The organism is Fortiea contorta PCC 7126, assembly GCF_000332295.1.
In the GTDB taxonomy this organism is placed as follows: Bacteria; Cyanobacteriota; Cyanobacteriia; order Cyanobacteriales; family Nostocaceae; genus Fortiea; species Fortiea contorta.
The window spans coordinates 2,468,698-2,482,997 of the sequence record NZ_KB235930.1 but is presented as its reverse complement, the minus strand read 5'-3'; the positions used below and the strand labels follow the sequence as shown (position 1 = coordinate 2,482,997).

Here is a 14,300-nt window from a genome sequence, read left to right as displayed (position 1 = left end):
AAAACATGCCCAAAGTACTAGCTCAAGGTAAAACAATTGAGTGCGTAGGCGCAAAACAACTAGTCGTCAGACATGGCGTAGCATATCCTAGCTCCAAACCTAGCATTGAGCAAGTTGACATCCATTTACAGGGGTGCAAAGCTCACAAAGCTTGGTGGTGGGTGTGTACGCATGTTGCTAGTACCTACTTACGAAAAACTTTGCCGCAGACCAGTACTGACCTCTACAATGGCGGTGCTGAGGCAATCAAACGCCGCCTAATTGGCAGCTATCATCAGAGCGCGGTTGAGGTAGAAAATGAAGTATCAGCAGCGAGTTGGCTTCACAAAGCGCAGCAGACACTTCTTTTCCCATTTTCCTACAACAGTCGTGCGTTTAGCTTGTCAAACTGAAGATTGGGCAATGTGAGAGCGACAAGTTTTCATGGATTTTGGCAGATTCTCAAATAGAGTGGACACCAAAAGGTTAATCAAGGAGTAAATCAAGATGGGTAGATGGACACCGCTAATTCTCATGGCTGGTGGCTTGGCGATTTTGCTGGGTACATTACTCGGCATCAACTTTCCGATGGGCGGACAAAGTGCCAGCGTTCCTAACGGTGGGAAAACATCAAAAGTCCTTCCAGCTAATATTAATGTTAATAGCACGGCAGCTGGCAGAAATAATCGTTCTGGCGATGAAAACCGCAGTGTAGCTCAAAATAACACTTCCATTAGAGAGGACTCAATCCCCGATAGCGAAAATAGCGCCGATGCCAATTCTACAGAAAGCCAATCTCTTAATGCACAAGCCGGAGATTCCCAATCACCCGCCAACGAAGCGGGTTCAGCAGAAAACCAGCCGATTCGTGCTTTGTGGTAAGAGTTGTTAGTTGTCAGTTATTGGTTATAAGTTATTAGTTATGTACGACCCTTAAGTTGCCACGGTTGCAGCATCAGGGTTGGTAATAAATCATCAATTATGTGCTATTGCCAACTACCGATTGCCAAAACTCCACCCGCTCTCAGCTACCAACTTAAGTTACTAATGATATATGACTAGTGATCAACGACTAATGACTAATGGCTAGTGACGTTTTAATTATTGGTGGCGGCGTAATTGGTTTAGCGATCGCCGTGGAACTCAAACTGCGCGGGGCAAACGTCACCGTGCTTTGCCGTGATTTCCCCGCCGCCGCCACCCACGCCGCCGCTGGTATGCTGGCACCAGATGCCGAAAATATCAAGAGCGAGGCTATGGGTGATTTGTGTTGGCGATCGCGTTCTTTATATCTAGACTGGACACAAAAACTCGAAGCCATCACCGGCGCAACCACCGGCTACTGGCCCTGTGGGATTTTAGCACCAGTCTTTGGAGACGGGGAAAACAGATCCTCCTCATCCCCCACCTATTGGTTAGACAAAAACGCCATTCATCAATATCAGCCAGGACTAGGAGCAGAAGTAGTTGGTGGCTGGTGGTATCCAGAAGACGCCCAAGTCGAGCCTCGCGCTCTCATCCAGACTTTATGGACAGCAGCAGAATCCCTCGGCGTAGAAATTAAAGTCAACATCAGCGTCACCGCTATCGTCCAGCAGCAAGGAAAAGTAGTCGGTGTGCAAACTAACACCGGCACAGTCAGCGCCGCACATTACGTTCTCGCTACGGGGGCTTGGTCAAATGAACTATTACCCCTCCCCGTGCGCCCTAAAAAAGGGCAGATGTTAAGTTTGCAAGTACCGGATTTTATCTCGGAATTACCCTTAAAAAGAGTTTTATTTGGTCAAGATATTTATATCGTACCGAGGCAGAGCCGTTCAATTATCATTGGCGCCACCAGCGAGGATGTCGGCTTCACCCCCCACAATACCCCAGCCGGCATTCAAGCACTATTAGCCAGAGCTATCCGCCTTTATCCTCAATTACAGAATTACCCGATTCAAGATTTTTGGTGGGGGTTTCGCCCTGCTACTCCTGACGAGTTACCCATTTTGGGACGCAGCCACTGTGAAAATTTAACCCTAGCCACAGGACATTATCGCAACGGCATTTTGCTAGCACCCATCACAGCAACATTGATTGCGGATTTGATTTGGGAGCAAAAATCAGACCCCCTACTCGCTCATTTCCATTACTCTCGCTTACTAGCGAAACCATCTGCCCCCACCCCCATGCTGACCCATTCTGCCAATTTTTCTACAAATAAAATTGAAGACACTCCGCTGCAAGATTCCCCGCTGATCATTGCCGGTAAAACCTTCCAATCCCGTTTAATGACAGGAACTGGGAAATATCGCACCATGGCACAAATGCAGCAAAGTATCATTAGCAGCGGTTGTCAAATCGTCACCGTCGCCGTGCGAAGAGTCCAGACCAAAGCACCCGGACATGAAGGGTTAGCCGAAGCACTAGACTGGCAGAAAATCTGGATGTTACCCAACACTGCAGGTTGTCAAACCGCAGAAGAAGCGATTCGCGTCGCTCGTTTGGGTCGAGAAATGGCAAAACTTTTAGGACAGGAAGATAACAATTTTGTCAAGCTAGAAGTTATACCAGATGCTAAATATTTACTTCCTGATCCGATTGGCACACTGCAAGCCGCTGAACAACTGGTGAAAGAAGGTTTTGCTGTATTGCCCTATATTAACGCCGACCCCATGCTAGCCAAGCGTTTAGAAGAGGCGGGCTGTGCAACAGTTATGCCCCTAGCCTCCCCCATCGGTTCCGGACAAGGGCTAAAAACAACCGCCAACATTCAAATTATTATCGAAAATGCTCACATACCCGTAGTCGTAGATGCCGGCATTGGCGCACCCTCAGAAGCAGCCCAGGCGATGGAATTAGGAGCAGATGCTTTATTGATTAATAGTGCGATCGCTCTTTCTCAAAATCCAGCCGCCATGGCACAAGCAATGAATCTGGCCACAGTCGCCGGCCGTCTAGCATATCTAGCCGGTAGAATGCCAATTAAAGACTACGCTAGCCCTAGCTCACCTCTTACAGGCACGATTCATAATTAGGGCATGGGGCATGATCATCAATCCGCCGCCGACGCCGCGTACATACAGTTTGCGCCGCCTCAATGTGCAATTATCCCCAGTCTTTAGTTCCTACTTCCCAGGCTCTTGACTCTCGACCTTTTACTCATTACAAATAACAAATGACAAAGTGCAAAGTTCGCTCGCCGCCAGCCGACGCTCAGAACTTTGTCAGAACGACAAATAACAAATAACCGATGAACTTCATATCAATTGTATATGGGCTATTTTTGCTAACTGTATTAATAATTTATTGGTCTGTTGCACAACAAAAGTTGCGGTGGTGGATACTGTTGATTGCTAGTTTGATATTCTATGCATCTCTACAAATTCAGTTTTTACCGTTGCTATTGGCACTGACTTTTATTAATTTTCGCCTAGGACTGGAAATTGGCAAAAACACTTCACCAGGAGAACATAATCTTAACTGGCGAATTTCTAACGAAGAATGGCAGTTTGCTCAAGTTGACTGGAATCTCCGACGGCTAAAGCTTTTGTGGCTAGGTGTAATTATTAATGTTTGCCTGTTACTCAGTTTCAAATATTTTCATCATCTCTTAAATATTGCTGCCAATTTCTCCCCAGAACCGCCAACTACTCCCTTTAAATTAATCGCTCCGTTAGGTATTTCTTTTTTTACTTTTGAATGTATTTCTTATTTAATAGATGTCTATCGTGGCGCTCCTGCTACTGACCAATTTCTTAAATTTGCCACCTACAAACTATTTTTTGCCAAACTGATTTCCGGGCCAATTACTCGCTATCACAACCTAGCAACTCAATTCAATACTCTACAGTTACCCACTATCGATAAAGCTACAGAAGGGCTATGGCTAATTGCTAGAGGTGCAGTTAAAAAAGCAATTTTAGCAGACCATCTAGGAATTTTTGTAGATTTATGTTTTGGTAATTTACAGTGGGCGGGAAGTGTGGATATGTGGTTAGCTACCTTCGCCTACGGCTTACAGCTATATTTTGACTTCAACGGTTACGTAGATATTGCCCGTGGTAGTGCTTTGCTGTTCGGCTTAGTTTTGCCAGAAAACTTTTATTTTCCTTACTTCAGTACCAGTATTGCTGATTTTTGGCGGCGCTGGCACATGACGCTTGGAGATTGGTTACGTAATTATATTTACTTTCCTTTGGGTGGTTCCCGTCGCGGTTTGGGGCGCACCTGCTGGAATTTACTGACTGTCATGCTCATTGCTGGTGTGTGGCACGGATCAGCTTGGGGCTTTATTGTTTGGGGCTTATTCCACGGGTTAGCTTTGGTGATACATCGGCTAACAGATACGATTAGCGATCGCTTTGAAATTCTAGAACATTTTTGGCAAAATCCTCTAGGTATTGTCTTCGCTTGGTTTTTGACTCAATTGATGGTTTTTACCTCTTGGATTTGGTTTCGTCTCCCAAATCTGCAAAATTCTTCTTGGGTATTTCAGCACCTCTGGGGTCGAAGTGCTGATCCGCAATTCGCGCAAAAGGTTTATGTAGAAGTGCTTAACGTCAGCCAGTACCAAATGGCTTGGATGTTAGTCACCTTAGCTATTTTCATGGCCATACTCTATTTCCTTAACAGTAAGCTGCAGTTGCAATTCAACTGGCACCTCAAGTTGGTTTTTGTTCCCCTGTTTCTCTACGCTGTCTGGTTATTAGCGCCTGAAGGTGGTTTGCCTTACATTTACTTTGATTTTTAGTTGACTTGTCAATTCTCCGTGTTTACACGCATCGCCATATCACTGTGTAAAGGCGATCGCTTGTAACACTTAGACCTTCAGCTTAAACATAAGTAAATATAATGAATTCTGAGAAATAAATAAAAAAATCAATAATTTATTTAACGTAAAGTCATGTAAAGTTTACTCATGCAGGTAAGAAAGTAATTTCTCCTGATTCATTTTTAAATAAGTAATAGCACTCATAAAACAATGACAACAACCTTACAACAGCGCTCAAGCGCTAACGTATGGGGCAAGTTTTGCGAGTGGATCACCAGCACCGAAAACCGCATTTATGTAGGTTGGTTCGGTATACTCATGATCCCCACCTTGCTAGCTGCCACAGTATGCTTCACCATCGCCTTCATCGCTGCACCCCCAGTAGACATCGATGGTATTCGTGAACCAGTAGCAGGTTCATTGATCTACGGAAACAACATCATCTCCGGCGCAGTAGTGCCTTCCTCCAACGCCATCGGCTTGCACTTCTATCCAATATGGGAAGCAGCATCCTTAGATGAGTGGTTGTACAACGGTGGTCCTTACCAATTGGTAGTATTCCACTTCTTGATCGGATGTGCTTGCTACCTAGGCCGTCAGTGGGAATTATCCTACCGCTTAGGAATGCGTCCTTGGATCTGCGTAGCATACTCAGCACCTTTGGCGTCAGCAGCAGCAGTATTCTTGATCTACCCAATTGGTCAAGGATCATTCTCTGACGGTATGCCTTTGGGTATCTCCGGCACATTCAACTTCATGATCGTGTTCCAAGCAGAGCACAACATCTTGATGCACCCCTTCCACATGTTGGGAGTAGCAGGTGTATTCGGCGGTTCACTGTTCTCGGCAATGCACGGAAGTTTGGTAACATCTTCCTTAGTTCGTGAAACCACCGAAACCGAATCATTGAACTACGGTTACAAGTTCGGACAAGAAGAAGAAACCTACAACATCGTTGCAGCCCACGGCTACTTCGGTCGTTTGATATTCCAATACGCTTCATTCAACAACAGCCGTTCACTGCACTTCTTGCTAGCAGCATGGCCAGTAGTTGGTATTTGGTTCACAGCATTGGGCGTCAGCACAATGGCGTTCAACTTGAACGGATTCAACTTCAACCAATCAGTCATCGACTCACAAGGTCGTGTCATCAGTACCTGGGCTGACGTGATCAACCGCGCTAACTTGGGTATGGAAGTAATGCACGAGCGCAACGCTCACAACTTCCCTCTAGACTTGGCTGCTGGTGATGTAGCGCCTGTTGCTATCAGCGCTCCTGCTATCAACGGTTAATTCTCGACTCAGTTTTAGCTGAACAAAAAGCGCCCTCCACATACGGAGGGTGCTTTTTTGTGCTGTTTGGGTAGTAGAGAATTGCATGTAAACCTTCCGTAGCGCACCTGTTGGTGGGACAATAAAAACGAGATCAGAAGCTTACCTGATGTTGCTTCCAGCCTAAAGGAATCTGTAGAAATGTGGAAACGAATTGTATTGATTTGGCTACTAGTATTGAGTTTCAGCCTCAGTAATATTGATGTAGCGTTTGCTGCTGGACTTAAAAGCTTTGTAAACACTACTGATGGCTATCAGTTCTTATATCCTAATGGCTGGGTGCAAGTTAAAGTTGCTAACGGCCCTAACGTGGTGTTCCATGACTTAATCGAAGTCAGCGAAAATGTCTCTGTGGTAATTAGTCCGGTTCCTGAGGATAAAACTTTGGCAGAATTGGGGACACCTACAGAAGTTGGATATAAATTGGGAAAGGTGGCTCTTGCTCCCGCTAACTCAGGTCGGACAGCTGAGTTAGTCAATGCTTTAGAGCGGGAAGTTGAAAGTAAAAAATACTACATATTAGAGTATTTAGTTAAACTCCCCAATAAGCAACAACGGCACAACGTGGCCAGTGTCGCCGTTAGCCGTGGTAAACTTTTTACCTTCAACGCCTCTATTCCTGAAAGACGTTGGCAAAAAGTAAAACCAATGATTGATCAGGCGGTAACTTCGTTTTCTGTGTATTAATTAAAAATAGAGTGTGGGGAATCAAGAATAGGTAATTGGTATCTTCCCCACGCCCCATTTCCCTCATCTACCTCATCTCCCTGATTATGGGTATTCCACCCTTTGTACTTGCATCCGCTTCCCCAGCACGACGCCGATTGCTGCAAACTGTTGGTATTGAGCCGATAGTTTATCCTAGTGACTTTGATGAGTCGCAAATCCAAATAGATGAGCCTAGTCAATTGGTGCAAACTCTAGCCCAACATAAAGCCGAAACTGTAGCACCAAAGTTTCCATCGGCTTTAATTATGGGTTGTGATTCTGTTTTGGCGTTGAATGGTGAGATTCATGGTAAACCAATAGACGCAGCTGCTGCGATCGCTCGTTGGCAGATTATGCAAGGTAAAATTGGTGACTTATACACAGGTCACGTGTTGATTGACACTGCACAAAACCGCACGTTAGTAAAGTCTCATGTAACAAAAGTTTACTTTGCTCAAATGAGCGATCGCGCCATTCAAGCCTATGTAGCCACAGGCGAACCCCTCAAGTGTGCGGGCGCCTTCGCCTTAGAAGGATTCGGTAGTCTCTTCGTCGAAAAAATCGCAGGTTGTCATAGTAACGTCATTGGACTCAGCTTACCACTATTGCGGCACATGCTCGCTGAACTGGGATATGATGTGACAGATTTTTGGCAATAGTTATTGGTTATTTGTTACTAGTTAAGGGTTATTTTCTTCATCTACGCTATCTGTACGCTCTGTTACGTTTTCTAGTAACTGAGGCATGTAGAATTCATTTAACTAGAGTTTGATGGAGTTACAAAACACCAGAAGATTAAACAGTTAAATCTTGGCAGCAAATATCCTCAGATATTTAACCCACTTTATAACAGCAACCAATTCAGTGCATCTGTGGAACAAAAATATCAGGAAAATATAATGTGAGAAAAGCTGTATTTGAGAGATATTTTTTGGTATTGCTGAATTTGATTTGAGATGATTCACAACTCTTGTAAACTTCTTTTTGTTTGATACTTACATACAAGCAACATAAACATGTCTAGTGATAGTTTTGGTAGACTCGAATCATCATTAAAACTCCAAAACTGATAGCAATAAGACCAATTCCATTAAGGGACTTCCAACAAATAAAATATACAGTAGGGTGCGTTAGGCTCAAGCCGTAATGCACCGATAGAGATGGTTTTGGTGCCGTACTCTCAGCGATAACGCACCCTACAAATTGAATATTTTTTAAATTGGAAATCCCTAACAAAAGCAACAAATCCTTGAGTAGAGACTTTGTAATGCAATATCTCTGAAATTATCTATCTGTCGGATAGATTCAACTGGTGCAAACTCGAATCTAGCCTGATATTAAGTAGCTTGCTTCTCGCACAAAAGCGAGGATGACAAATTACCAATTGGCGTTGCAAAAACGCCCACTTTTTTACTTCCATCAGCACAATTCAGAGTAACGGGCAAAACATACCATGTCAAGGGTGACTGAGAAGCCAAGGCTAAAAGAGCAGCCACTTGAGCAACCTAAGGTTTGGTGGAGCATTGCTGTAACCATACCCATAGTAATCGCAGCTGGTGTATTGGGTACAGCCAAAGTTGAGCAATTGAGGAAGCTTACCTCGTCTATACCCATGAGGCCAGTTACCAACAGCGTCAGCGCTGTAGGACACATAGAGCCGCGTAGCGAAGTCATTAAACTATCCGCCCCTATGGGAGGGGTACAAGCAGCCTCACGAGTCCAAGAACTTCTGATTAAAGAAGGCGATCGCGTCAAGCAAAACCAAATACTTGCAGTTTTGGATAACCATGATACCCAAGCCGCAGCAGTGGAAGAAGCGAAAGCCAAACTGCAAGAAGCTCGTGCTAATTTAGCCCAAATTAGAGCAGGTTCACCCAGAGATATTCAAGCCCAAACATCGGTGATTGGTCGCTTACAAGCCCAGTTACGGGGAGAAAAAGCAGCGCAACAAGCAACGATCGCCCGGATCGCCGCTCAATTAAGTGCAGAAAAAGTCGCCCAACAAGCAGGGGTAAATCGGCTAGAAGCTGAACTACGAGGACAAAAAGATACTCTCCGAGCCACACTCTCGCGGATACAAGCTGAACAACGTAACGCCAGAGTCGATGCTCAACGCTATGAGATGTTGTATAAAGAAGGCGCTATTTCCCAACAAGAACGGGATAGAAGACGCCTCAGTGCAGAAACCAGCAACCAGCAAGTAGTAGAAAGCCAAGCTTCCCTCAGACAAGCCACAGCAACCCTCAGACAGCAAGTAGCAGAAGCCAGAGCCAACCAAGTCAAAACCCTAGCAACTTTAGAACAACAGCTAATTGAAGCCAAAGTCACCCGTGACAAAACCGTAGCCACTATACAAAGACAAATTGACGAAGAAAAAGCCAAACTCAATAGACTTCTAGAAGTGCGTCCTACAGATATGCAAATCGCGCAAGCACAAGTCAGTAATGCGATCGCGATCGTCAGAAAAGCCCAAGCAGAATTCAAGTTAAGTTACGTCAAAGCACCCATCAACGGCGAGGTTTTAAAAATTCACACCAAATCAGGAGAAGCCATCAATCAATCGGGAATTGCGGAGATTGGACAAACCGACCAAATGATTGTCATCGCTGAAGTCGCAGAAGACAGCATTGGGAGAGTACGTCTCGGTCAAAACGCCACCGTCAGCAGTGATAATGGTGCATTTGGTGGGGAATTAAGAGGAACAGTCACAGAAATTGGTAGGAAAATTGGCAAAAAAGATGTTCTGAATACAGATCCTGCAGCCGATGTAGACGCCAGAGTTGTAGAAGTCAAAATCGCCCTCACCAAAGAAGATAGCCAAAAAGTAGCAGGTTTAACCTACGCCAAAGTGCTAATTGATATCAATATCTAATTCAATTTTTGGCAATAAATAGAGGAGCAAAATAACCAATAACAAATAATGAGCAAAATCCCTTTATCGTGGCTACAACTAACACGAGAAAAAACTCGTTTAGCCGTAGCTCTAGCCGGAATTGGCTTTGCCGATATTTTGATGTTTATGCAACTCGGATTTCGAGATGCTCTGTATTATAGCAACGTCCGCATACATTCGAGTTTGCAGGGCGACATCGTTTTAATTAACAGTCAATCTAACGCTGTGCTGTCGATGAAAAGTTTTTCTCAACGGCGCTTATATAAAGCCTTAGATTTACCAGCAGTAGAATCAGTACATCCTATATATTTAGACTACACAGCTTGGAAAAACCCTGTTACTGGTCGTCCCCGTAGTATTCTCATTTTTGGGATTAACCCAGAAAAAAATTTATTTAATTTACCAGGAGTTCAAGAAAACATTGATAAATTGAAACTGCCTGATGTGGTTTTATTTGACCGTTCCTCTAGAGTAGAATACGGCCCAATTGCTGCTGATTTCAGTCAAGGTAAAACTATCACAGCCGAAGTGCGGAGAAGGCGAATTAAAGTCGCAGGATTATTCACCTTAGGGGCATCATTTGGAGCCGATGGTAATTTAATTACTAGTGATGTGAATTTTTTTCGCATCTTCAGTAATCGCCAGCGCGGCTTGATTGATATTGGTTTGATAAAATTAAAACCAGGAGCAAACTTGACTGCTGTCACTCAAGATTTGAGAAATTATTTACCAAAAGAAATCAACGTTTTAACTAAGCAAGAATTTATTGATTTTGAGCGTAATTATTGGGCAAGTAGCACAGCGATCGGTTTTATTTTCACCTTGGGAACAATCATGGGTTTTATTGTTGGCACCGTGATTGTTTATCAAATACTTTATACAGAAGTTGCTGACCACTTAGCCGAATATGCCACATTAAAAGCCATAGGATATACACAAGGCTATTTGTTAGCCGTGATTTTACAAGAAGCTTTATTATTGGCAGTTGTGGGATATATTCCCGGATTTACTTCTGCCTTAATTTTATATCAAATGGCTAGAGACGCTACCCTTTTACCAGTTTTTATGAGTTTTGAGCGTGCCTTTATGGTAATGATTTTAACTATTTTGATGTGTTTTATTTCTGGCGCGATCGCCGTACGCAAATTACGCTCTGCTGACCCAGCAGACATATTTTAGTAAAATTTGAACAATATTTAACCTGGAATTAAACATAAACTATTAGTTAGTATTTAGAAATAAGCAAATATCAGCAATTGGGCATAATTAATTTAAACTTAGATGTTTTCTTTCTGCCCAACCACTTGCTGCAATAAGTTACCCCAGTCACATTTTTGCACTGATAACTTAAAGTTCCTCACTTAATTATGAAACAAGAACCCGTAATTTCTATTAAAAATCTCAACCACTACTACGGAAAAGGTGTACTCAAAAGACAGATATTATTTAATATCAATCTAGATATTTATCCTGGAGAAATTGTGATTATGACTGGGCCTTCAGGCTCAGGAAAAACCACATTACTGAGCTTAATTGGTGGGTTGAGGTCTGTTCAAGAAGGTAGTTTGAAATTTTTAGGTACAGAACTATCTGGTGCGAGTCAAAACCAACTAGTACATATCAGACGTAAGATTGGTTATATTTTTCAAGCCCACAACTTGCTGGGGTTTTTAACTGCTAGGCAAAATGTGCAAATGGCCGTAGAGTTAAACGAAGCGATCGCCCAAAATGAAGCGATCGCCCAATCAACCGCAATGCTGGGCGCAGTAGGCTTACAAGAACGGATAAATTACTACCCAGATAATCTTTCTGGTGGACAAAAACAAAGAATAGCGATCGCCCGCGCCCTAGTCAATCGTCCCCCCCTCGTGCTAGCAGACGAACCAACAGCCGCTCTAGATAAACAATCAGGGCGCGATGTTGTAGAAATCATGCAAGAATTAGCCAAAGGACAAGGAACCTCAATCCTATTGGTAACTCACGATAACCGCATCTTAGACATAGCAGACCGCATCGTCGAAATGGAAGATGGTCTTTTAGCCCGCGACTCCCAAAGCGTAGTCAGCAGTTACGATTCCTAAGCCCAAAACTCACCCCTCACAACTGTTCTGGATTAATTCCTTTTTCTAGCAGCAAAGCGCGAAGAGCTTGTAATTCTGATTGAGCTTGTTCAGCTCGTTGACGTTCCTGTTCCGCTTGCGCTTGCGCTTGTGCTCGCTCTTGGTCTAGTTCTAAATAAGTCAACTAAAGGCTAAAGTATGAAGTGTGAAGTATGAAATATGAAGTTGCATTAGGCGTAGGTTGGCTCACCGCTCCGCGCCTACGCAAAGCCTCAAACGCAACTTCATTTAACGGGGGGAAAATACGCACATGAGTGGCTCCCCAACCTACCTCTATCATAATTTTGGTAACAGCCACCGCACACTTTTAATAGGTCAGGACAATTAACAACATAAAATGTATTATTCAATATTTATTTATCATAAATTTACAAATTTTTATTAACTTATTTTACTAACGTAGAGTAATCTAAACTTTAGTAAGTAACCAACTTACCATCTACCCTTCAAGTTAAAATTACCTATTTTTTTGGTAAGAATACAAATTAGGAGTTTCCGCATCAGCCCTTGAATTTAGCACTCACAATTGTGCAGGGTGACTATTTATCGCCACACAACGTTAGAGCCTATTTCCAGCACTTATGAAGAGATTGCTTAATCCAGAGCTAACAATCTGCCCAGCTTACTTTCAGAGGTACGTAGTCAGCACCGCAACAGCTTGTTTGATTCATAAATTACTGACTACATTTCATCTCACCACAGACCACCGCTCTATAAAACATCAACTAACTTGCTGATAGTGGTACTCTACCATTACGAACCGTATAAGTCATAATTTTGCCCAAACTTTGTCAACAAAAGCTCTACAATCTTAAACTTGGGTGAGGTCTTGAATTTTGAGAGAGATTTGGTTGCAATGGATACTCTTGACCATGGCTTTAGCTTTAAAAAAGCAGAAAATTTGCAATTTAAATGTAAATAATCTGACAAAGCATGTTCTTTTACACTTCAGTAACCAGCAAAAAACTTGATCGAAGAAGCGCTATGAGGGGCTAGAGGAGATGGTGCAGGTACAACAGTTGCGCTACTGTGAGATGAGCTAGATTAGCGAAAGATACAGAAAGTAAATCTGATTTTTGGAATACTGTTTCCTAGCAACAAGTTGTGCCATTTCGCTATTTGGCAATAGCATGGCTATTAAACTAAGTGCTAGTTGTAGTTAGTTACACTACAGTTTGGCAAGGAGTCGGGAGTGGAAAACCGCCGTATTCACTCAAAAGTGAGCCGCTAAGTTGACCTGAAAGTACCGCCGATTCAATCCTTGTAATATTCGGAATGGTTTTCCAGCAATTTCAATTTCAAATATTGATTTTATCTCAGAGCCGTCCCAATGAAGACACTTCCTATTAGTAGATATAGATTTTTTCAAAAGCTACAACCTCTATCTTTATTGAAAAGAATAACTAATAAATCTGTAACAGGGTGCTTACAAGTCTTTAGTGCGTCTGGTTCTTGGTCACTATACATCGAAGAAGGTAGATTGATTTATGCCTGTTATTCAGAACAAATGTTTGAGCCGATTTACAGACATCTACAACAGCTAAGTCAACAAGTTTCTACACTTCCTAGAGGAATTCATGAGCAGTTGCGGGCAATATTTGAAACAGGGATCGATCATCAAGCCATACCGAATCCAGATTATCTGGCTATTTGTTGGTTAGTTAACCAAAAATATATTAGCCCTGCTCAAGCAGCAATATTAATAGAGCAATTATCACTAGAAGTCCTCAAGTCGTTTCTCAAAATAGAAGAAGGGACTTACGAATTTATTCCCGAAAGCTTTTTAGATGACTTACCTAAATTTTGTCGTTTAAATCTCCGCTTACTAGTAGAACAATGTCAAAAATTGGCACACACCAGCGCCAAAGAGCCTGTTTCATCAACCGCGCCATCTCCACAAAAAAATCAGACGCCTGTTTCTCAAGGAAGAAGCTCGCAATTTTCGCGCCAAACACCACCCCCATCAGCAATCAAAAATGCTCCAGCGCCACCACGAACTAATAATCGAGCCACTCAATATGCTCACAAAATTACGAACTTCAGCAACCCTCCCGACTCACATTTACAAGTAGTTCCTCCACAATCTACTAATAAAAAACCTTATACAATTTTCTGTATTGATGACAGTCCAGTTGTATTGAGCACAATTAAAAGTTTTTTAGACGAACAAATATTTTCCGTGATTGGGGTTACTGATTCTTTAAAAGCTTTAATGGCCATTCTCCGCACCAAGCCAGACTTAATTTTATTAGATGTGGCGATGCCAAATTTAGACGGTTATGAATTATGTTCTTTATTACGTAAGCATTCTAATTTTAAAAACACGCCAATAATTATAGTCACAGGAAAAACAGGATTGATCGATAGAGCGAAAGCGAAAATGGTGAGAGCTTCGGGCTATCTGAGCAAGCCTTTTAACCAAGGGGATTTATTAAAAGTTATCTTTCAGCATATCGTGTGATTGAGAGGTATTGAACCTGTAAACCTTGATTTGCTAAGATTTCTCATGGGA

Annotated in this window: 12 protein-coding genes; 11 read left to right on the top strand and 1 reads right to left on the bottom strand. The window is 42.8% G+C overall.

Translation table 11 applies throughout. The features are described 5' to 3' along the window. The first annotated feature begins 5 nt into the window (after positions 1-5). From MIC7126_RS31935 to MIC7126_RS0111355, 10 genes are all read left to right on the top strand, one after another. Positions 6-392, top strand: a complete 387-nt coding sequence (locus MIC7126_RS31935) for a hypothetical protein (protein WP_238553634.1) — start codon at positions 6-8, stop codon at positions 390-392. A gap of 94 nt (positions 393-486) precedes the next feature. Beyond that, the gene (locus tag MIC7126_RS0111395; protein WP_026100186.1) at positions 487-861 is read left to right on the top strand and encodes a hypothetical protein; all 375 of its coding nucleotides are present in this window, start codon (positions 487-489) and stop codon (positions 859-861) included. Between the two features lie 200 nt (positions 862-1,061). Beyond that, positions 1,062-2,999: a glycine oxidase ThiO gene (gene thiO, locus MIC7126_RS0111390; RefSeq protein ID WP_017653273.1), complete on the top strand. Its 1,938-nt coding sequence runs from the start codon at positions 1,062-1,064 to the stop codon at positions 2,997-2,999. A gap of 215 nt (positions 3,000-3,214) precedes the next feature. Beyond that, positions 3,215-4,714 (top strand): MBOAT family O-acyltransferase, encoded by a 1,500-nt coding sequence (locus MIC7126_RS0111385; RefSeq protein ID WP_017653272.1) that lies wholly within the window; start codon positions 3,215-3,217, stop codon positions 4,712-4,714. Positions 4,715-4,945: 231 nt separating this feature from the next. Next, the gene (psbA, locus tag MIC7126_RS0111380; RefSeq protein ID WP_017653271.1) at positions 4,946-6,028 is read left to right on the top strand and encodes a photosystem II q(b) protein; all 1,083 of its coding nucleotides are present in this window, start codon (positions 4,946-4,948) and stop codon (positions 6,026-6,028) included. Positions 6,029-6,208: 180 nt separating this feature from the next. Then, positions 6,209-6,754, top strand: coding sequence for a photosystem II reaction center PsbP (gene psbP / locus MIC7126_RS0111375; protein ID WP_017653270.1), 546 nt, complete (start codon positions 6,209-6,211; stop codon positions 6,752-6,754). A gap of 86 nt (positions 6,755-6,840) precedes the next feature. Beyond that, on the top strand, positions 6,841-7,434 hold the full coding sequence (locus MIC7126_RS0111370; RefSeq protein WP_017653269.1) for a Maf family protein: 594 nt from the start codon (positions 6,841-6,843) through the stop codon (positions 7,432-7,434). A gap of 794 nt (positions 7,435-8,228) precedes the next feature. After that, positions 8,229-9,647 carry an HlyD family efflux transporter periplasmic adaptor subunit gene (locus MIC7126_RS0111365; RefSeq protein ID WP_017653268.1) on the top strand — a complete coding sequence of 473 codons (1,419 nt, stop codon included), beginning with the start codon at positions 8,229-8,231 and terminating at the stop codon, positions 9,645-9,647. Positions 9,648-9,692: 45 nt separating this feature from the next. Continuing rightward, entirely contained in the window at positions 9,693-10,847 is a 1,155-nt protein-coding gene (devC, locus tag MIC7126_RS0111360; RefSeq protein ID WP_026100185.1) for an ABC transporter permease DevC, read from the top strand. A 188-nt stretch (positions 10,848-11,035) separates the two neighbouring features. Beyond that, positions 11,036-11,749: a DevA family ABC transporter ATP-binding protein gene (locus MIC7126_RS0111355; RefSeq protein WP_017653266.1), complete on the top strand. Its 714-nt coding sequence runs from the start codon at positions 11,036-11,038 to the stop codon at positions 11,747-11,749. 16 nt (positions 11,750-11,765) lie between these two features. Here MIC7126_RS0111355 and MIC7126_RS30405 read toward each other — a convergent pair whose 3' ends face one another. After that, positions 11,766-11,912: a hypothetical protein gene (locus MIC7126_RS30405; protein ID WP_017653265.1), complete on the bottom strand. Its 147-nt coding sequence runs from the start codon at positions 11,910-11,912 to the stop codon at positions 11,766-11,768. 1,206 nt (positions 11,913-13,118) lie between these two features. Between MIC7126_RS30405 and MIC7126_RS0111345 the strand changes: the two genes are divergently transcribed. After that, positions 13,119-14,249 carry a response regulator gene (locus MIC7126_RS0111345; RefSeq protein WP_017653264.1) on the top strand — a complete coding sequence of 377 codons (1,131 nt, stop codon included), beginning with the start codon at positions 13,119-13,121 and terminating at the stop codon, positions 14,247-14,249. The last annotated feature ends 51 nt before the right edge of the window (positions 14,250-14,300 follow it).